Source organism: Paraburkholderia sp. SSBN10T (genome assembly GCF_056619545.1).
This window is the reverse complement of record NZ_JBWQQI010000012.1, coordinates 184,000-203,109: the sequence shown is the minus strand read 5'-3', so window position 1 is coordinate 203,109 and position 19,110 is coordinate 184,000. Positions and strand designations below refer to the sequence as shown.

Below are 19,110 nucleotides of genomic sequence, written 5' to 3'. Positions count from 1 at the left end.
CGGCTGGCTGCGGGCCGTAGCCGGCGCGCCCCTGCCATCAAGACAGCCCCCAAGCATCACCCAAACACACGCTTCCATAGTGCGAGTACTGCCTGCCGCTCCGCCTCGACCACGGCGGGCTCGACCCGCGCCTTTTCCATGCCGTCCAGGCGCAGCTTGTGCTGCAGCTTGCGATAAGTGCGATACGCCGCGCCGACCGTCTCGGCCTCTTGCTCGCTCATCATCCCGAAGCGCGATACCTCGCGCAGCAACGCAATATTGCCGGTATTGCGGATCAGTTCAGGGTCCCGCGCCGCGTGCAGCAGCACCCAGTACTGCACGGTGAATTCGATATCCACCATCCCGCCGCGATCGTGCTTCAGGTCGAATAGCTCGGTGCGGTTCGGATGCCCGGCTTCGACGCGCTCGCGCATCTCGACAATCTCTTTCGCGAGCGGCCCGGCCTCGCGCGGCGTGGTCAAGACCTGCTCGCGGATCGCTTCGAAGCTGGCGCCGATCTCGGCATCGCCCGCGCAATAGCGCGCCCGCGTCAGCGCCTGGTGCTCCCAGACCCATGCGGTATTGGCCGCATCGCCTTCGCGCAACTGGTAACGCCGGAACGCATCCAAGTCCGTGACGAGCAGGCCCGATTCGCCGTTTGGCCGCAGCCGCAGGTCCACGTCGAACAGCGTGCCGGCGCCGGTGGCCATCGTCAGCCAGGTGATGAGGCGCCGTGTGAAGGTCGAATAGACGTCCGCCGCCGCATCGTCCGGATCGTCGTAGAGGAAGATCAGGTCGAGGTCGGACGCATAGCCCAGCTCCTTGCCGCCCAGCTTGCCATACGCGATCACGGCGAAGCGCGGCACTTCGCGATGCCGTTTGGCCAACTGATTCCAGACCGCTTCGAGCGTCACGTCGAGCACGGCGTCCGCGAGTTCGGAGAGCCGGTCGCTCACGTGCTCGACGCTCAGCTTGCCGGCCAGATCGATCAGCAGGATGCGAAACACTTCGGCCTGGTGAGCGTGGCGCAGCAGGTCCATCTGCTGTTCGACGCCGTCCGCCGCCGCGAGGCGCAAGCGCAGCGTGCGCTTGAACTCGGGCCAGTCGAACGGGCTGGCGATCACCTCGTCGTCGAGCAGTTCGTCGAGCAGTTGCGGATGCCGGATCAGATAGCCGGCTGCCCAGTGCGAGGCGCCCAGCACCGACAAGACGCGGTGCAACGCCTGCGGATATTCGGTGAGCAACGCCAGATACGCGCCGCGCCGGCTCACGGCTTCGAGCAGGTCGAACAGGCGCGCCACGGTAACGCCGCGCCGTGCGGGCGGCTCGAGCGTGCGCGCGGCTTCGAGCGCACGCTGCGCGACGATGTCGAAGCGCTGCCTGCTGCGCTCGGCAAGCCCCGCGTAGCGCGACGAATTCCAGATGGCGCGTAGCCGCGCGAGCAGCTCGTCCGGCTCGGCAATCCCCAGCTCGACCAGACGTGCACGCAGGGCAGCGTCTGCGCTGTCGTCGGCAAGCGCGCTGCTCCAGATCCAGGCCGCCGCACCGTCTTCCGGCGCAGCGCAGCCGCCGCGGCCGTTCACCTTGTCGGCGAAAATCTGGTCGAACTGCTGCTCGACCAGTTCGCGATGCGCGTCGAGCTTCGTCATCAGCGCCGCGTAATCACTGAAGCCCATGGCATGTGCAAGTGCAGCACGTTCGTTTGGGTCGACCGGCATCGCGTGGGTCTGCGCGTCATTGCGGTACTGCAGGCGATGCTCGAGTTCACGCAGAAAGCGGTAAGCCTGCGAAAGCGCCACGCACACGGCCGGCGCGATCAGGCCGTGGGTTGCGGCGTGGCGCAGCACAGCCAGCGTCGGCCGCACCCGAAAGCCCGCGTCCTGGCCGCCGCGGATCAACTGGAACACCTGGGCACTGAACTCGATCTCGCGGATACCGCCGCGGCCGAGCTTGATGTCGTCGGCCTTGTCCGGCCGCATCGAGGCGCGGCGCTGTGCTTCCTGGCGGATCTGCAGGTGCAGGGCGCGAATCGCGCTAATGACGCCGAAGTCCAGATAGCGACGGTAGATGAACGGCGTGACGATCGCATCGAGCTGCTTGCGCAAGCGGCGCGCAGCGTCGCTGCCGCCTTCGGAGACGAGCCGCCCCTTGATCCATGCGTAGCGTTCCCACTCGCGGCCTTGCACGTAAAAGTATTCTTCCAGCATGCCAAGGCTACATACCAGCGGGCCGGAATCGCCGTTTGGGCGCAGCCGCATATCGACGCGAAACACGTAACCGTCGGCGGTCACCTCGGCCAGCGCGCCGATCAGCCGTTTGCCGAGGCGGGTAAAAAAGTCCTGGGTGGCGATCGGCGAACGCTGGCCGCCGGCGGTTTCGCCGTCTTCCTCATAAACGAAGATCAGGTCGATATCCGACGATACATTCAGTTCGCGGCCGCCCAGCTTGCCCATGCCGACCACCCCGAGCGTCAAGCGCTCGCCCTCGGGGCCACGCGGCTCGCCGTAGAGCACTTCGAGATCGGCGGACAACACCGCCATCGCCCGCTGGATCGTGGCTTCAGCGAGGTCCGTCATTGCGCCGGTCACCTCGGCGACGTCGGCCCGGCCAGCCAGATCGCGCTCCATCACGGCGCAGAACACCTCGGTGCGCAACTGGCGCAACGCGCGCTTAAGGGCGTCCTCGCTCAACGAGCCGCCGTCGGCAGCCGCCAGCGCCGCGCACAGATCGTCGAAGCGGGCCTCGATGCGCTCGCGCGTGAGCGGCGCCTGCGCCAGTTCCGCGATCCGCCCGGCAAGTTCGGGACGAGCTGCGAGCGCACGCGCCGCGTAGTGTGAATAGCTGGAACTCAGGAGGCAGGCGTCGGTCATCGAAGGTCTAAAGCGCTCATTGCAGCATTTGTCTTGTCATGGGCCAGGCGCCGCGTCGCGCAGGTCGCGAGGCGGCGTGGGCACTGGCTTTGACGGATATCGTCGGTGCAGGCCCGTGTGTTACATTTCGTGGTCAGATCGCAAAACTACCACACGCCTACCCCCGCCGCAGCATGTCCGAGCGAAACGAATCCGCCGAGCAACAGGAAGCCGGACAAGTCAGGCCCGTGAGCGGCGACCACCACGTGGTGCTGCGTCACACCCTGAGGGTGCTGCTGGCCATCGCGCTCGTCGTCTACTTCATTGCGGCGGGTCTGCTGGTGGGTCTGCGCTACGGCTTGCTGCCGCACGTCGATGCGCTCCGGCCGCGTATCGAAGCCCTCGTCTCCGAGAAAATCCACGCCCAACTCTCGATCGGCAAACTCGCGCCGCACTGGATCGGCTTCCAGCCCGGCATCGACGTCACCGATCTGACGATTCGCGATCACGACGGCAAGATCGGGCTGCACGTCCCGCACGCCACGGCGACCGTCTCGTGGAGCTCGTTGTGGCAGCTCAAACCGATTCTCTCCACCCTGATCGTCGATCAGCCCGACTTGCTGATCGAGCGCGGCTCCGACGGCTCGCTCTCGGTCGCCGGCGTCACCGTGCCGAGCACCCACACCGGTAACGACACCTTCACCTCCTGGTTGCTGCGGCAGCAGGCGATCGTGCTGCGCGGCGGCACGCTTCGCTGGCGCGACGCGAGCCACGACGCGCCCGAGCTCGCGCTGCAGAACATCCGCCTCGCCATCCTGAACGACGGCTACGAGCACCATTTCGCGCTGCAGGCGCCGCCGGACGGCAACGTGCTGCATGGCCCGCTCGATTTCCGCGCGCACTTCAAACACGCGCGGCTGTCGGCCATCGGCAAGCCGATCAACTGGACCGGTCAGGCCTATATTTCCACCGGCCCCGTCGATCTGCCCGCGCTCGCGCACTACATGGATTTCCCGATCGAAACCTACGCGGGCCGGATCGACAACGCTATCTGGATCGACTTTGCCCAAGGCCAGATGAAGTCGGCGAGCGGCGAGTTGTCCGGCACCAATGTCTCGATGCGCGTACGTCCGACCCAGCCGCGCCTCGATGTGCCGGTCGCCAGCTTCTCGTGGAAGCTCGGCATGGAACCGGGCGACTACACGCTGCAGCTCGATCATCTGCACGCCGAACTGGGCCAGCCGCCGCTCGCGGACGGCACGCAGTTGACCCGCATCCTCGCGCTGACCACGCTGACCGGTCACTACCGCCGGGCGACCGTACAGCACGGCCAGTTGATCAGCGTGGCCGGCGACCGGGTCGACCTCGGGATACTCGCGGAGTTCAGCCGCGCCTTGCCGCTCTCGAGCCGCCTGCTCAACGAACTGGTGCGTTTCGATCCGCGCGGCCTGGTGACGAACTACCTGATCGAGGTCGAACGGGCCAAGCCGGATTCGGGCGAGGCGGCCAGCGAGCACAACGTGAGCGGCTCCGAGCCGATCGTGCGCTACCGCTTCAAGGCGGATCTGCAGGGCATCAGCGTCGCGGCCCAGGAACCGCCGCCCGGACTGACGCCGCTCGGCCACCCGCGGGCCGGCCTGCCGGGTGTCGAAAATCTCTGGGGTAGCGTGGATGCCGACGAGACCCACGGCGTCATGGCGATCGACACCAACAACGTCGCCGTCACGCTGCCGGGTGTGTTCGACGACCCGCGCCTCAAATTCGACCGCCTGCACGGCCGCGGCAGTTGGGCCGTCAAACCGGCCGCGCCGGGCGAGGCGCACAAGGCGTTTACCATTTCCGTGCCGGAACTGAGCGTCGTCAACCCGGACGCAGTCGCCACGGTCACGGCGGACTACAGCAATCCCGGTCACGGCCGCGGCTCGCTCGACCTGACGGCAAAGTTCGAACACGCCCAGGTCACGCGCATCACCCGTTACCTGCCCACCAGCATCGGCGAGAAGCTGCGCACCTACCTCGGTCACGGGCTGCAAGCAGGCGTCTCGCGCGGCGCGGTGATCGAGGTGCACGGCGATCTCACCAAATTCCCCTACTCGCGCGACCCGAGCGCCGGCGTGTTCCATATCGTCGCGCCGTTCAAAGGCGGCAAGTTCGACCCGTCGCCGTATCCGCCGCGCAAGATGAAGGACGGCGTGACGCCAAACGTATGGCCGCCGCTGGACGACATCGACGGGACCTTCGAGCTGAAGGAGAACCTGCTGCGCTTCGATATCGATCGGGCGCGCTACAAGCGGGTCGCGCTCAACAAGGTCAGCGGCAAGATCGACGATCTCGGCACCAAGGCCTCGAGCCTCGTGATCGAAGGCGACGGCCATGGGCCGCTCGCCGACATGATCGACTACGTCAATACGAGCGCGCTCGGGAGCCTCTCGAAGCACGTCGGCGAGAAAGTCCGCGCCGAGGGGCCCGCGTCGCTGGCGCTGAAGCTGACCGTACCGCGCACGCCGAAACCGCATATCACCGTCGAGGGTGCGGTGGGCTTCCAGAACAACCGTCTGAGCATGGACAACGTGCCGCCGCTGTCGCAACTGACCGGCAAGGTGCGCTTCACCGAACACACGGCCCAACTCGACCGGCTCGCCGGCCAGTTCCTCGGCGGCGACGTGCATGCCAACGGCGGCGTGCGGAACAACGGCAGCTATGCGCTCGATTTGAACGGCCATATTGCCGTCGACGCCGCCCGCGGTCTGAACCTGCATGGCCCGGCGGCCCAGGTGCTGACGCGCATGAGCGGCAGCGCGCCGTATGCCCTGAGCGTGAGCGGCGCCAAGGGCCGCCTGCCCGACGTCACCGCCAACTCCGACCTGAGCGGCCTCGCGCTCGACTTCCCGGCGCCGTTCGACAAGCCGCTCGGCAAGCCGATGCCGCTGCACTTCACCTTCAAGCCCGCCACCGCGGATAGCGACGCCGGCCTGCAGCGCGCCGATCTGCAATTCGGCCCGATCGCCGCCACCTATCTGCTGCGCCACACGCCGAACCAGCCGCCGGCGGTGGTGGTCGGCGCGGTCGGCGTCAACAAGCCCGCCGAGTTGCCGACCGAAGGCGTGATCGCCGCAGTCGACATCGACACCTTCGACGCCGACCAATGGCGCGCCCTGGTGACCCAGATGCGCAGCAAGGAAGCCGCCGCGTCCGCCACGCCGGCCACCCCGGCGAGCGCGCCCAGCCCGACGCTCACGCAGTTCCTGCCGAACCGCTTTGCCGTGCACATCGGCACCCTGACGCTGCTCAAACGTCACTGGGAAAGCGTGATCGTCGGCGCCTCGCGCGATAACGGCACCTGGCAGGCCAACGTCGCCTCGAACCAGGTGTCCGGGCACGTCGCCTGGCTGCCCGGCCCGACCAAGGGTTCGCCCGGCACGCTGCAGGCGCGCCTCGCCCGGCTGGTGATTCCCTCGGCCACCGAAAACGACCTGCTCGGTCAGGCGATCTCGGCGCCGGCGCAGAACATGCCGTCGATCGATCTGCTGGTGAACGAACTGATCGTGCGCGGCCACAATTTCGGCAGTCTCGAAGTCGACGCGCACAACTTCGAGGAAGACGGCGTACCGGTCTGGCAACTGGACAAACTCGACATCAGCAACCCGGCCGCGACGCTGACCGCCACCGCCAACTGGCGCACCTCCACCCGGCTCGGCGCCGGTGCCGACGAAGACACGCCGAAGCGCACCGTGTTCGATTTCAAGCTCGACATCAAGGATGCCGGCGCGCTGCTCGAACAGGCCGGCCAGCCTCGCACGCTCAAGGGCGGTAGCGGCACGCTGTCGGGCAAGGTGGTGTGGCGCGGCGGGCCGACCCAGATCGACTACCCGACGCTGAACGGCAACCTGTCGGTCGATCTGCGCCATGGCCAGATTCTCAAGGTCGATCCGGGCGTCGCCAAGCTGCTGGGCGTGCTGAGCCTGCAAAGCCTCGCGCGCTTTGCGACGCTGAATTTCCGCGACGTGATCGGCGAGGGCCTGCCGTTCGAGAGCGTGACCGGCACGGGACAGATCAGCGACGGCATCGGTCGCACGGACAACTTCAAGATGGTCACCGCCCCGGCGCGCGCCGAGATGTCGGGATCCGTGGACCTCGCCCAGGAAACCCAGGACCTGCACGTGCACGTCGTGCCGACGGTCAGCGCCGGTGCGGGTGTAGTCGCCGCCACGGTGATCAATCCGCTGTTCGGGCTCGCCGCGCTGGTCGCCGATTTCGCGCTGTCGAAGTCGATTTCGAAGGCATTCGCGCTGGACTACGCCATCACCGGTTCGTGGTCGAAACCGCACGTCGAGCGGGTGCGCGACGATCGCGGTAAGATGGACCTGCCGGCTTCGACCGTGGAAGCGCAGTGAGGCCTGAGTCAGCGAACTCAGCGAGCCCACGCCGCCCCCGGTGGTGGGCCGGCGAAGGTATCGCCTTGATCGACGTATGCAGCGCCTGCGCCTCACGCTGCCCAGCCGGGAGTCTTTCGAAACGCTCATGAGCGAACAACACGCCTACTCCACCTCTCCTAGCCCGTCCTTTCGCGTCGCCGCGTTGCAGATGGTGAGCACGCCGGATCGCGAGCGCAATCTTGCCGAAGCGCAGCGCCTGATCGCCGAGGCCGCCGCCGACGGCGCACAACTGGTCCTGCTGCCCGAATACTTCTGTTTCATGGGCTTCAAGGACACCGACAAACTCAGCATCCGCGAAGCCTATGGCGACGGCCCGATCCAGCGCTTTCTGGCGGACGCGGCGCGCCGCCACGGCGTCTGGGTGATCGGCGGCACGCTGCCGCTGACCGCCCCGGAGGCCACCCGCGTACTGAACACCTCGCTGGTGTTCGACCCGCAGGGCAAGGAAGTCGCGCGCTACGACAAGATTCACCTGTTCAACTTCGAAAAGGGTGACGAATCGTTCGACGAGGCGCGCACCATCCGCCCCGGCGACGAGGTCCGCACCTTCGAAGCGCCGCCCGGACGGGTCGGCCTGTCGGTCTGCTACGATTTGCGCTTTCCGGAGCTGTACCGCCGGATGGGCGATTGCGCGCTGATCGTGGTGCCGTCGGCCTTCACGTATACGACCGGCCGCGCGCACTGGGAAATGCTGCTGCGCGCCCGCGCCGTGGAGAACCAGTGCTACGTGCTCGCCGCGGCGCAAGGCGGCAAGCACGAGAACGGCCGCCGCACGTGGGGACACAGCATGCTGGTCGACCCGTGGGGCGAGATCGTCGCGGTGCGCGACGAAGGCGCCGGCGTGGTGGCCGGCAATCTCGAACGGGCCCGCATCGACGAAGTCCGGCAAAGCCTGCCGGCCTGGCGCCACCGCGTGCTGACGAGCTAACCCCGAACCTGACATTGAAAGTCCGACGCCGCCCACCCATGTATGCGATGCGCGTGCGCCAACCGAACCCCTTTGTATCGAGCAGAACACACTTCGCATGAACATCATCGAACCCGGTATCCGTAATCTCGCCACCGCCAAGGACGTGCTCCTGACGCCCTACGGCCTCGACGAAGCCCTGCTCACCCGCACGCTCGCCGAGATCTTCACGCACCGCATCGACTACGCGGACCTGTATTTCCAGGCCACCCGCAGCGAAGCCTGGAGCCTGGAAGAAGGCATCGTGAAATCTGGCAGCTTCAGCATCGATCAAGGGGTGGGCGTGCGCGCCGTCTCGGGCGACCGGACCGCGTTCGCGTACTCGGACGATCTGTCGCCCGAAGCGATCCGCCAGGCCGCGCTGGCCACGCGCTCGATCGCCAAGGCCGGCGGCGGCAAGCAGAAGATCAAGGTGGCCTCCTCGCTGACCGGCATCGCCGGGCGCGACCTGTACCTGCCGTCCGACCCGGTGCATTCGCTTGACGCGACCGCCAAGGTCAAGCTGCTCGAGCGCATCGAACAGATGGCGCGCAGCCGCGATCCGCGCATCACCCAGGTGATGGCAGGCCTTGCCGGCGAATACGACGTGGTGCTGGTCGCCCGCAGCGACGGCGCGCTCGCCGCCGACATCCGGCCGCTGGTGCGCGTCTCCGTCACGGTCATCGCCGAGCAGAACGGCCGCCGCGAGATCGGCAGCGGCGGCGGCGGCGGCCGCTTCGACTACGGCTATTTCACCGACGACGTGCTGTCGAAGTACGTCGACGACGCGGTGCATGCCGCATTGGTCAACCTCGACGCCCGCCCGGCCCCGGCCGGCGCGATGACCGTCGTGCTGGGACCGGGCTGGCCCGGCGTGCTGCTGCACGAAGCGATCGGCCACGGTCTGGAAGGCGACTTCAACCGCAAGGGCTCGTCGGCGTTCGCCGGACGCATCGGCGAACGGGTCGCGGCGAAGGGCGTCACGGTGGTCGACGACGGCACGCTGCCGAACCGCCGCGGCTCGCTCAACATCGACGACGAAGGCAATCCGACCCAGTGCACCACGCTGATCGAGGACGGCATCCTGAAGGGCTACATCCAGGACACGCTCAATGCGCGCCTGATGAAGATGCCGGTAACGGGCAACGCACGCCGCGAATCGTACGCCGCGCTGCCGATGCCGCGCATGACCAACACCTACATGCTCAACGGCGACAAGGACCCGCAGGAAATCATCGCCTCGGTGAAGAACGGCCTGTATGCGGTGAATTTCGGCGGCGGCCAGGTGGATATCACCAACGGCAAGTTCGTGTTCTCCGCTTCCGAGGCGTACATGATCGAAAACGGCAAGGTGACCTATCCGGTCAAGGGCGCGACGCTGATCGGCAGCGGACCGGAATCGCTCAAATACGTCAGTATGATCGGTAACGACATGGCTCTCGATTCGGGCGTCGGCGTCTGCGGCAAGGAAGGCCAGAGCGTGCCGGTGGGCGTCGGTCAGCCGACGCTGCGGATCGAGAAAATGACGGTCGGCGGAACGGCCTGACCCGCATAACGACGCACACTTCGCGCATCAGTTGCTTGAAGGGTGCGGATTATCCGCATTTTTATCACCCCCTGGTTGTCAATCGAGACAGCACGGGTTATAAAGTCAGTCACCCTTTTTGACCAGCGACCTTACTTTCGCCATGTCCGCCAAGTTTTACTTTTACTTTTTCTGGCATCTCAGACCGCTGGCGGATCGAGAGGGGTGTTAGTGCACGTAAGGCACCCAAAATTCCCGAAAAACCGCCAGCGAGTCTGGCGGTTTTTTTTCGCCCCGAATATCCAGGAGAACAAGCATGCCCCCGCACAACACCGACGATGTCCGTATTCGAGAATTGAAAGAACTCACACCGCCGGCCCACCTGATCCGCGAATTCGCTTGTGAAGAAGTGGTCTCGGACCTGATCTACCATTCGCGCCAGTCGATGCACCGCATCCTGCACGGCATGGAAGACCGCTTGATCGTGATCATCGGGCCGTGCTCGATCCACGATACCAAGGCAGCGCTCGAATATGCGGGACGCCTGGTCGAACAGCGCAAGCGCTTCGCCGGCGAACTCGAAATCGTGATGCGGGTGTACTTCGAAAAGCCGCGCACGACCGTGGGCTGGAAGGGTCTCATCAACGACCCGCACATGGACAACAGCTTCAAGATCAACGACGGTCTGCGCACCGCGCGCGAGCTGCTGTTGCACATCAACGAGCTCGGCCTGCCGGCCGGCACCGAATACCTCGACATGATCAGCCCGCAGTACATCGCCGACCTGATCTCGTGGGGCGCGATCGGCGCACGCACCACCGAATCGCAGGTGCACCGCGAACTGGCCTCCGGCCTGTCGTGCCCGGTAGGCTTCAAGAACGGCACCGACGGCAATGTGAAGATCGCCGTCGACGCCATCAAGGCCGCCTCGCAGCCGCACCATTTCCTCTCGGTGACGAAGGGCGGTCACTCGGCGATCGTCTCGACGGCCGGCAATGAGGACTGCCACATCATCCTGCGCGGCGGCAAGACGCCGAACTACGACGCGGATAGCGTCAACGCGGCGTGCGCCGATATCGGCAAGGCCGGCCTCGCGGCACGCCTGATGATCGACGCGAGCCACGCCAATAGCTCGAAGAAGCACGAGAACCAGATTCCGGTGTGCGCGGACATCGGCCGCCAGATCGCCGGCGGCGACGAGCGGATCGTTGGCGTGATGGTCGAATCGCATCTGGTCGCCGGCCGCCAGGACCTGAAGGAAGGTTGCGAGCTGACCTACGGCCAGAGCGTGACCGATGCCTGCATCGGCTGGGACGAAAGCGTCGCCGTGCTGGAAGGTCTTGCCGAAGCGGTCAAGCAGCGCCGCATTGCGCGCGGCAGCGGGAATTAAGCGCAAACCAGGCGGGGAAACGCACCCTCGCAACGCGGTCGCACGAATCATCCGCGCGCACCGCGTTCAGCCTCTATAAACACGGCCCAGCCGGCTTACGCCGGTTGGGCCGTTTCCTTTTCCGTTGGCCAATTGGCCGAATGTTCGTTCGTCTCACGCCCCTGTACCGTAACTCTCCATGGTGGGACAGGGAGCCTCTTGCCCTTCCCGGATGACTGGTATACAATTTTATACATGAAGGGCGTGCATGCAGCGTGATAAAGAAATTCGCTGGATGGGTTCCAGCTTTAACGACTTACTGACCTTTCCAGACGAGGCACGTCGGCAGGCTGGTTTTCAACTCGGTAAAGTCCAGGCCGGTCTCGATCCGGACGACTGGAAACCCTTTGATGCCGTTGGCGCGGGTACGCGCGAAATTCGCATCAAGGAGGCCAACGGTATTTACCGGGTGATGTACGTGGCGAAGTTTGTAGAGGCGGTTTATGTACTGCACTGCTTCCAGAAACAGAGCCAGGTCACGAGCCGGCATGACCGGGACATTGCCGAGGCGCGCTATCGCGCGGTGATTAACGAAAGAAGGACATAGCCATGACCATCGACACCAAAATCCGTCACGTGACGAAGCCGGGTGCAAATCTGTTCCAGGAACTGGGTTTCCCTGCCGAGGAAGCGACCCGGCTGCACGCCGCGTCGCAGAAACAGATCAACGACACGCGGCTGCTCAAGGAACAACTGATGACCGAACTGTCGAGCTGGATCGACGAGCACCATCTGAAGCAGGCTGAAGCCGCCGAGATCCTGATGGTGTCGCGCCCGCGCGTGTCGGACGTGGTCAACAAGAAAACCGCCAAGTTCACCATCGACACGCTCGTCGAAATGATGAGCCGGATCGGCAAGCCCGTTACGCTGGCGGTCGGCTGACGCGCCGCTGCACGGCTGGTTCGGCAGAACCCTCGCGCAACCTCCGCCGCACAGCTTCTCCGTCGCACAGCTTATTTCGCGCCGCGCTCGTGGTGCCAGAGCACATCGCTGCCGCCGTCCGCGCAGTTCAGCACCCGCGCCAGCACAAACAGCAGATCGGACAGGCGGTTCACATACTGACGAGGCGCGGCGTTGATGGCCTCGTTCTGGCCCAGCGCCACGATAGCCCGCTCGGCACGGCGGCACACGGTTCGGCAGACATGTGCAAGCGCGGCCGCGCGCGAACCACCGGGCAGAATGAACTCTTTGAGCGGCGGTAACGTCGCGTTGTAGTCAGCAAGCCAGCCGTCGAGCTGGGCAAGATGCTTGTCCGTGATCATCGTATGGCCCGGAATGCACAACTCGCCGCCCAGGTCGAACAGGTCGTGCTGAATGGCGGTAAGGGCCGAGCGCACGTTCTCCGGCAGGTTTTCGCACAGCAGCACGCCGAGATTCGAGTTGAGCTCGTCCACCTCGCCGATCGCCGCAATTCGCGCGTCGTCCTTGCGTACCCGGCGGCCGTCGCCGAGGCCCGTGGTGCCGTCGTCGCCGGTGCGGGTGGCGATCTTGCTCAAGCGGTTGCCCATGATAGATGCCGTCCTTTCAGTGGCGGATACGCGGCGCTGCCTGCCGCTCACGCGCATCCCGGTGTCGCCGTCATTATAGGTATAGGTTCGGCCCGCGGCTGCGCCGGGCTGGCGGTGTAAAGCCCGGGGATCGGCGTAAAATGAATTACAAGCTACAGACGCCATGCCCGTCATCAGGAGACACGTGTGAATCATCCCGCGCCGCCAGCCCCTCTGCGCCGTCCCTTCCCCGCTGAGCTGCTCACCTCGCTCAAGTCGGCTTTTGGCGAGCGCGTCTCGGTTGCCGAAGCCGTGCGTGCTCATCACGGGCGTGACGAATCGCCGTTCGATCCGCAATTGCCCGACGCCGTGGTCTTCGCGCGCACGACGGAAGACGTGCAAAGCATCATCAGACTATGTGGGCAGCACGACGTGCCCATTATTCCCTACGGCAACGGCTCTTCGCTGGAAGGGCATCTGCTGGCGGTCCAAGGCGGCGTCTCGATCGACCTGTCGGAGATGAACCGCGTGCTGTCGATCAACGCAGAAGACCTCACCGTCACCGTCGAGCCGGGCATCTCACGCAAGCAACTGAACGAAGCGCTGCGCGATACCGGCCTGTTCTTTCCGATCGACCCGGGCGCGGATGCGAGCATCGGCGGCATGTCGGCAACGCGCGCCTCGGGCACTAACGCCGTGCGCTACGGCACGATGCGCGAAAACGTGCTCGGCCTTACCGTGGTGCTGGCGGACGGGCGCGTCATCAAGACCGGCACCCGGGCCCGCAAGTCGTCGGCGGGATACGACCTGACGCGCCTGTTTGTCGGCTCGGAAGGCACGCTCGGCGTCATCACCGAAATCACCTTGCGGCTCTATCCCCAACCGGAGGCGGTCTCGGCAGCCATCTGCGCGTTTCCGTCGATGGGCGATGCGGTGCGCGCCGTCATCGAGACCATTCAGATAGGCGTGCCGATCGCGCGCGTGGAGTTTGTCGATGCGCTCGCCATTCGCTCGATCAACCGTCACTCGAACCTCACGCTGCGCGAGGCGCCCACGCTGTTCTTCGAATTCCACGGCACGCAGGCCGGCGTGCAGGAACAGGCGGAAACGGTGCAGGAGATCGCTGCGCAGAACGCCGGTGAGGGCTTCGAATGGGCCACCCGTCCGGAAGACCGCAGCCGTCTGTGGAACGCGCGGCACAACGCCTACTTCGCCATGCTGCAACTGAAACCCGGCTGCCGCGCGGTCACCACCGACGTCTGCGTACCCATCTCCCGGCTCGCGGAATGCGTGGTCGAAACCGAACAGGATCTGCTGGCTTCCCCGCTGCCCTGCCCGATCGTCGGCCATGTGGGCGACGGCAATTTCCACGTCGCGATCCTGATCGACCCGGCCAGGCCCGAAGAACTCGCCGAAGCCGAACGGCTCAACCACCGCATCGTGCAGCGCGCGCTGCGCATGGACGGCACCTGCACGGGCGAACACGGCGTCGGCCTGCACAAGATGGGCTTTTTGCTGGAAGAGCACGGCGAGGTCGCCGTCGATACCATGCGTTCGATCAAGCACGCACTCGATCCGCGCAATCTGATGAACCCCGGCAAGATTTTCTCGTGGGCGGCCTAGGCCGCGCCCACTGGCATCTGTCATACCTCGCGCGGCACGACCGCGCGCCCGGCGCCACGGAGTACGAGGAGAGCAAAGATGAATGCACCCGCCGAGCTGTCGGCTGAAGTGCTCGCACAGCGCCAGCGCGAGGTCGTGCAGGCGCTGATGGCCGTGCTGCCGACCCACTGCCTGCTGTACCGGGAGGAAGACACCGTCGCCTATGAGTGCGACGGGCTGGCCGCCTACCGCCGGCTGCCGCTGGCGGTGGCCTTGCCGGAAACCGAATCGCAGGTACAGCGCATCGTGCAGATCTGCCACCGGCTCGACGTGCCGATCGTCCCGCGCGGCGCCGGCACGGGCCTGTCGGGTGGCGCCATGCCGATCCGCCACGGCGTGGTGGTGTCGCTGGCGCGCTTCAGAAAGATCGTCGAAGTGGATTCGTACGCGCGCACGGCAACGGTTCAACCGGGCGTGCGCAACCTCGCGATCTCGGAAGCCGCCGCGCCTTACGGGCTCTACTACGCCCCGGACCCCTCCTCGCAGATTGCCTGCACGATCGGCGGCAACGTCTCGGAAAATTCCGGCGGCGTGCACTGCCTGAAATACGGCCTCACCGTGCACAACGTGCTGCGCGTGCGAGCCATTACGATGGAAGGCGAAGTGGTCGAATTCGGCTCGCTCGCGCCCGACGCACCAGGGCTCGATCTGCTGGCCGTGCTGATCGGCAGCGAAGGCATGTTCGCCATCGTCACCGAAGTCACCGTCAAGCTGATCCCCAAGCCGCAGACCGCCCAGGTCATCATGGCGAGCTTCGACGATGTGGTGAAAGGCGGCGACGCGGTCGCCGGCATCATCGCGTCGGGCATCATTCCGGCGGGGCTGGAAATGATGGACAAACCCGCGACCCGCGCCGTCGAGGAGTTCGTCAACGCCGGTTACGACCTCGACGCCGCGGCCATCCTCCTGTGCGAATCGGACGGCACACCTGAAGAAGTGGCCGACGAAATCGTGCGCATGACGGCGGTGTTGCGCGAACACGGCGCGACGCGCATCCAGATCTCGCGCTCCGAGCAGGAACGGCTGCGCTTCTGGTCCGGGCGCAAGAACGCTTTCCCGGCTGCGGGCCGCATCTCGCCGGACTACTACTGCATGGACGGCACGGTTCCGCGCCGCAGTATCGGGCCGCTGCTGGCGCGCATCGAGGTCATGGAGAAAAAGTATCAGTTGCGCTGTATCAACGTCTTCCATGCCGGCGACGGCAACATGCACCCGCTGATCCTCTTCAACGGCAACGATCTGGACGAGTGGCACCGGGCCGAGGCGTTCGGTTGCGACATCCTCGAAACCTGCGTCGAGCTGGGCGGGACGGTGACCGGCGAACACGGCGTGGGCATCGAGAAGATCAATTCGATGTGCGTGCAGTTCTCGCCCGAAGAGCGCGACGCGTTCCATGCGGTCAAGCGCGCCTTCGACCCGCCCGGCCTGCTGAACCCGGACAAGGGCATCCCGACGCGGGCCCGCTGCGCCGAGTACGGCAAGATGCACGTGCGCGGCGGCTTGCTGCCGCATCCGGATCTGCCGCGCTTCTAGGCGCAATTTCGCGGCGCGGGCGGGGCGGGCGTGGCGGACGCCTCGTCTGCCCGCGGCCGCCCGAGCCCGTTCCCTGCCGCCTCCGCCCGACCAGCCGCTAGGGGTCCGCTCCGGGTTGTCAGTACGTCCCCGCCCGGTACAATCAAGCGAAACACAACGACGCAGGACACCATGGAAGAGGACGACATCGTCGCCGCATGGTCCGAACGCATCCGTTCGGCCACCGCCGAAAGCCGCCCGCTACGCATCCGCGGCGGAGGCACCAAGGACTGGTACGGGCAGACGCTGGAGGGAGACATCCTCGACACGCGCGCGCATCGCGGCATCATCGCCTACGATCCTGCCGAACTGGTCATCACCGCGCGCGCCGGCACGCCGTTGCTGGAAATCGAGGCGGCGCTCGCCGATCACGGCCAGATGCTCGCCTTCGAACCACCCCATTTCGGGCCCAACGCCACCTTCGGCGGCTGCATCGCGGCCGGCATCGCCGGGCCGCGCCGGCCGTCCGCCGGCGCCCCGCGCGACTTCGTGCTCGGCGCGGTGCTCATGAACGGCCATGGCCAGGTGTTGCACTTCGGCGGCCAGGTCGTGAAGAACGTGGCCGGCTACGACGTGTCGCGGCTCTTGGCCGGCTCGCTCGGTACGCTCGGGCTGATCCTCGAGTTGTCGATCAAGGTCCTGCCGCTGCCAAAGGCTGAAGCCACGCTCAAATTCGACATGAACGGCACCGACGCGGTCCGCAAGCTCAACGAATGGGGCGGCCGGCCGCTGCCGATCACGGCCAGCGCCTGGCGCCACGGCACGCTCGTGCTGCGCCTCGCAGGCGCCGAAGCGGCGGTCAAAGCGGCGCGCTCCACGTTGGGCGGCGAAGTGGTCGACGCGGTCGAAGCCGAACGTTTCTGGGCCGGCCTGCGCGAACAAACCGACCCGTTCTTCGCCGCCATTGCGCCGAAAACAGCCCTGTGGCGCCTCGCGCTGCCGTCGATCACCGAGCCGCTGCAATTGCCGGGCGCCCAGTTGATGGAATGGGGCGGCGGCCAGCGCTGGTGGATCACCGATACGGACGCGCAGACCGTGCGCATCAGTGCCAAGCAGGCCGGCGGCCACGCGACGATTTTCCGCACCGGGCATGGCTACGACCGCAGCGCCGGTGTGTTCACGCCGCTGCCCACGCCGCTGATGAAAATCCACCGCGGCCTGAAGGCCGCGTTCGACCCAGCCCGGATCTTCAACCGCGGCCGGCTGTACCCCGACTTCTGAGCGCGCGATGCAAACCAACCTCGCCGACTTCATTCGCGACACCGCCGACGGCGCCGAAGCCGACGCCATTCTGCGCAAGTGCGTGCATTGCGGCTTCTGCACGGCCACCTGCCCCACCTACCAGTTGCTCGGCGACGAGCTCGACGGACCGCGCGGGCGCATCTATCTGATCAAGCAGATGGTCGAAGGCGCGGAGGTGACGCGCAGCACGCAGACGCATCTGGACCGCTGCCTGACCTGCCGCAACTGCGAGACCACCTGCCCGTCCGGCGTGCAGTACGGGCGGCTGGTGGAAATCGGCCGCAAGATCACCGAAGAGAAAGTCGCCCGACCCTTCGGCCAAAGGCTGCTGCGACGGTTGCTGGCGAGCTTTGTGCCGAACAGCGCGCTGTTCACGCCGACGATGCGCCTCGGCCAGCATGTGCGCGCCTTCCTGCCGAAGAAGCTGCGCGACAAGGTGCCGGCGCGCCAGCGACCGCTCGAATGGCCGGACGCGAAGCACGCGCGCAAGATGTTGATGCTCGCAGGGTGCGTGCAGCCGTCGATGATGCCGAACGTCAATATCGCCACCGCGCGCGTGCTCGATGCGCTCGGGGTCGAGACGATCGTGGCCCCCGAAGCCGGTTGTTGCGGTGCGATCCGCCTGCATCTCGGCTACAACGAGGAGGCGCTCGACGACATCCGCGCCAACATCGACGCCTGGTGGCCGTACGTCGAGCAAGGCGTGGAAGCGATCGTGATGAACGCCTCCGGCTGCGGCGCGACCGTCAAGGAATATGGGCACCTGCTGCGCAACGACCCGGTGTACGCCGGGAAAGCGGAGCGCATTGTCGCGCTGACCCGCGATATCGCCGAGATCCTGCCCGAGTTCGAGGAAGCGCTTGCCGCGGTGACGCGCCGCCGCGCCGTGCACACGGTGGCGTTCCATCCACCGTGCACCCTGCAGCACGGCCAGCAGTTGCGCGGCAAGGTCGAGCACATCCTCACGGCGCTCGGTATCGAAGTGCGCCTGCCGGCCGACAGCCATCTGTGCTGCGGCTCGGCCGGCACCTATTCGCTGACGCAGCCGACGCTGTCGTATGCATTGCGCGATCAGAAGCTCGAAAAGCTGCAGGCACAGGAGCCGCAGGTGATCGTGTCGGCCAACGTCGGTTGCATCGCCCACCTGCAAAGCGGCACCTCGACGCCGGTGGCGCACTGGATCGAACTGGTCGAGCACATGTTGTATGCGTGAGGGGCAAGCCGGGCGGCCGTCCGTATAATCCGGTACATCGCCCCTGTGCAGATTTCTTCAGACGTCGCCTCATGCCCGATATCGCCCACAACCTCGCCGAGGTCCAGCAGCGCATCGCCGTTGCCGCGCAGCGCGCTTCCCGCGACCCGCGCTCCATCACGCTGCTGGCGGTCTCGAAAACGTTTCCCGCCGAGGCTGTGCGCGCCGCGCATGCGGCCGGTCAGCACGCGTTCGGCGAGAACTACGTGCAGGAAGCGGTGACGAAAATCGCGGCGCTGGCGGACCTGCGCGCGTCGCTTGAATGGCATTTCATCGGACCGCTGCAATCGAACAAGACTCGCCCGGTGGCGGAAAACTTCGACTGGGTGCATTCGATCGACCGCCTGAAAATTGCGCAGCGGCTGGCGGAACAGCGTCCGCCGGATTTGCCGCCACTCAACGTGTGCCTGCAGGTGAACGTCAGCGGCGAAGCGTCCAAGGCCGGTGTCACGCCGGCCGAAGCCGCCGAGGTCGCACAGGCGATCGCCGCACTGCCCCAGTTGCGCCTGCGCGGCCTGATGTCGATTCCGGAGCCGGCCGAGACCATCGACGCTCAACGCGTCCCGCATCGCCAGCTACGCGAACTCTTCGAACAGTTGTGTGCCGGCGGACTCGCACTGGATACGCTTTCGATGGGCATGTCGGCCGACCTCGAAGCGGCGGTGCTCGAAGGCTCGACTATTGCGCGCGTCGGCACGGCGATTTTTGGCGCCCGCGACTACTCCCACTGA

The 19,110-nt window shown here is 66.1% G+C and carries 13 protein-coding genes; 11 read left to right on the top strand and 2 right to left on the bottom strand.

Features of this window, described 5'->3' with window-relative positions; translation table 11 throughout:
* Nucleotides 1-56: 56 nt before the first annotated feature.
* Nucleotides 57-2,849 carry a bifunctional [glutamate--ammonia ligase]-adenylyl-L-tyrosine phosphorylase/[glutamate--ammonia-ligase] adenylyltransferase gene (glnE, locus tag AC1ECK_RS19975; protein WP_480321913.1) on the bottom strand — a complete coding sequence of 931 codons (2,793 nt, stop codon included), beginning with the start codon at nucleotides 2,847-2,849 and terminating at the stop codon, nucleotides 57-59.
* 173 nt (nucleotides 2,850-3,022) lie between these two features.
* On the opposite strand from glnE, the gene AC1ECK_RS19970 reads away from it, so the two are divergent.
* The 6 genes from AC1ECK_RS19970 (at nucleotide 3,023) to AC1ECK_RS19945 (ending at nucleotide 12,046) form a co-directional block, all read left to right on the top strand.
* Nucleotides 3,023-7,222: a YhdP family protein gene (locus AC1ECK_RS19970; RefSeq protein WP_480321911.1), complete on the top strand. Its 4,200-nt coding sequence runs from the start codon at nucleotides 3,023-3,025 to the stop codon at nucleotides 7,220-7,222.
* A gap of 127 nt (nucleotides 7,223-7,349) precedes the next feature.
* Complete coding sequence (locus AC1ECK_RS19965; protein WP_480321909.1) at nucleotides 7,350-8,192, top strand: carbon-nitrogen hydrolase family protein; 843 nt, start codon at nucleotides 7,350-7,352, stop codon at nucleotides 8,190-8,192.
* Nucleotides 8,193-8,289: 97 nt separating this feature from the next.
* Nucleotides 8,290-9,756 carry a metalloprotease TldD gene (gene tldD, locus AC1ECK_RS19960; protein WP_480321907.1) on the top strand — a complete coding sequence of 489 codons (1,467 nt, stop codon included), beginning with the start codon at nucleotides 8,290-8,292 and terminating at the stop codon, nucleotides 9,754-9,756.
* Nucleotides 9,757-10,051: 295 nt separating this feature from the next.
* Nucleotides 10,052-11,125: a 3-deoxy-7-phosphoheptulonate synthase AroG gene (gene aroG / locus AC1ECK_RS19955; RefSeq protein ID WP_480321905.1), complete on the top strand. Its 1,074-nt coding sequence runs from the start codon at nucleotides 10,052-10,054 to the stop codon at nucleotides 11,123-11,125.
* A gap of 247 nt (nucleotides 11,126-11,372) precedes the next feature.
* On the top strand, nucleotides 11,373-11,711 hold the full coding sequence (locus AC1ECK_RS19950) for a type II toxin-antitoxin system RelE/ParE family toxin (RefSeq protein ID WP_480321903.1): 339 nt from the start codon (nucleotides 11,373-11,375) through the stop codon (nucleotides 11,709-11,711).
* A 2-nt stretch (nucleotides 11,712-11,713) separates the two neighbouring features.
* Entirely contained in the window at nucleotides 11,714-12,046 is a 333-nt protein-coding gene (locus AC1ECK_RS19945; RefSeq protein ID WP_480321901.1) for a helix-turn-helix domain-containing protein, read from the top strand.
* A 71-nt stretch (nucleotides 12,047-12,117) separates the two neighbouring features.
* Here the strand turns inward: AC1ECK_RS19945 and AC1ECK_RS19940 are convergent, their stop codons facing one another.
* Nucleotides 12,118-12,672: a cob(I)yrinic acid a,c-diamide adenosyltransferase gene (locus tag AC1ECK_RS19940; protein ID WP_480321899.1), complete on the bottom strand. Its 555-nt coding sequence runs from the start codon at nucleotides 12,670-12,672 to the stop codon at nucleotides 12,118-12,120.
* A gap of 186 nt (nucleotides 12,673-12,858) precedes the next feature.
* Between AC1ECK_RS19940 and AC1ECK_RS19935 the strand changes: the two genes are divergently transcribed.
* The 5 genes from AC1ECK_RS19935 to AC1ECK_RS19915 all read left to right on the top strand — a co-directional run bounded on the left by AC1ECK_RS19935 (nucleotide 12,859) and on the right by AC1ECK_RS19915 (nucleotide 19,110).
* Nucleotides 12,859-14,274 (top strand): FAD-linked oxidase C-terminal domain-containing protein, encoded by a 1,416-nt coding sequence (locus tag AC1ECK_RS19935; RefSeq protein ID WP_480321897.1) that lies wholly within the window; start codon nucleotides 12,859-12,861, stop codon nucleotides 14,272-14,274.
* 78 nt (nucleotides 14,275-14,352) lie between these two features.
* Nucleotides 14,353-15,846: an FAD-linked oxidase C-terminal domain-containing protein gene (locus tag AC1ECK_RS19930; RefSeq protein ID WP_480321895.1), complete on the top strand. Its 1,494-nt coding sequence runs from the start codon at nucleotides 14,353-14,355 to the stop codon at nucleotides 15,844-15,846.
* A 171-nt stretch (nucleotides 15,847-16,017) separates the two neighbouring features.
* Entirely contained in the window at nucleotides 16,018-17,106 is a 1,089-nt protein-coding gene (gene glcE / locus AC1ECK_RS19925) for a glycolate oxidase subunit GlcE (RefSeq protein ID WP_480321893.1), read from the top strand.
* Nucleotides 17,107-17,113: 7 nt separating this feature from the next.
* Nucleotides 17,114-18,340 carry a glycolate oxidase subunit GlcF gene (gene glcF, locus AC1ECK_RS19920; RefSeq protein WP_480321891.1) on the top strand — a complete coding sequence of 409 codons (1,227 nt, stop codon included), beginning with the start codon at nucleotides 17,114-17,116 and terminating at the stop codon, nucleotides 18,338-18,340.
* A 71-nt stretch (nucleotides 18,341-18,411) separates the two neighbouring features.
* Nucleotides 18,412-19,110 carry a YggS family pyridoxal phosphate-dependent enzyme gene (locus tag AC1ECK_RS19915; protein WP_480321889.1) on the top strand — a complete coding sequence of 233 codons (699 nt, stop codon included), beginning with the start codon at nucleotides 18,412-18,414 and terminating at the stop codon, nucleotides 19,108-19,110.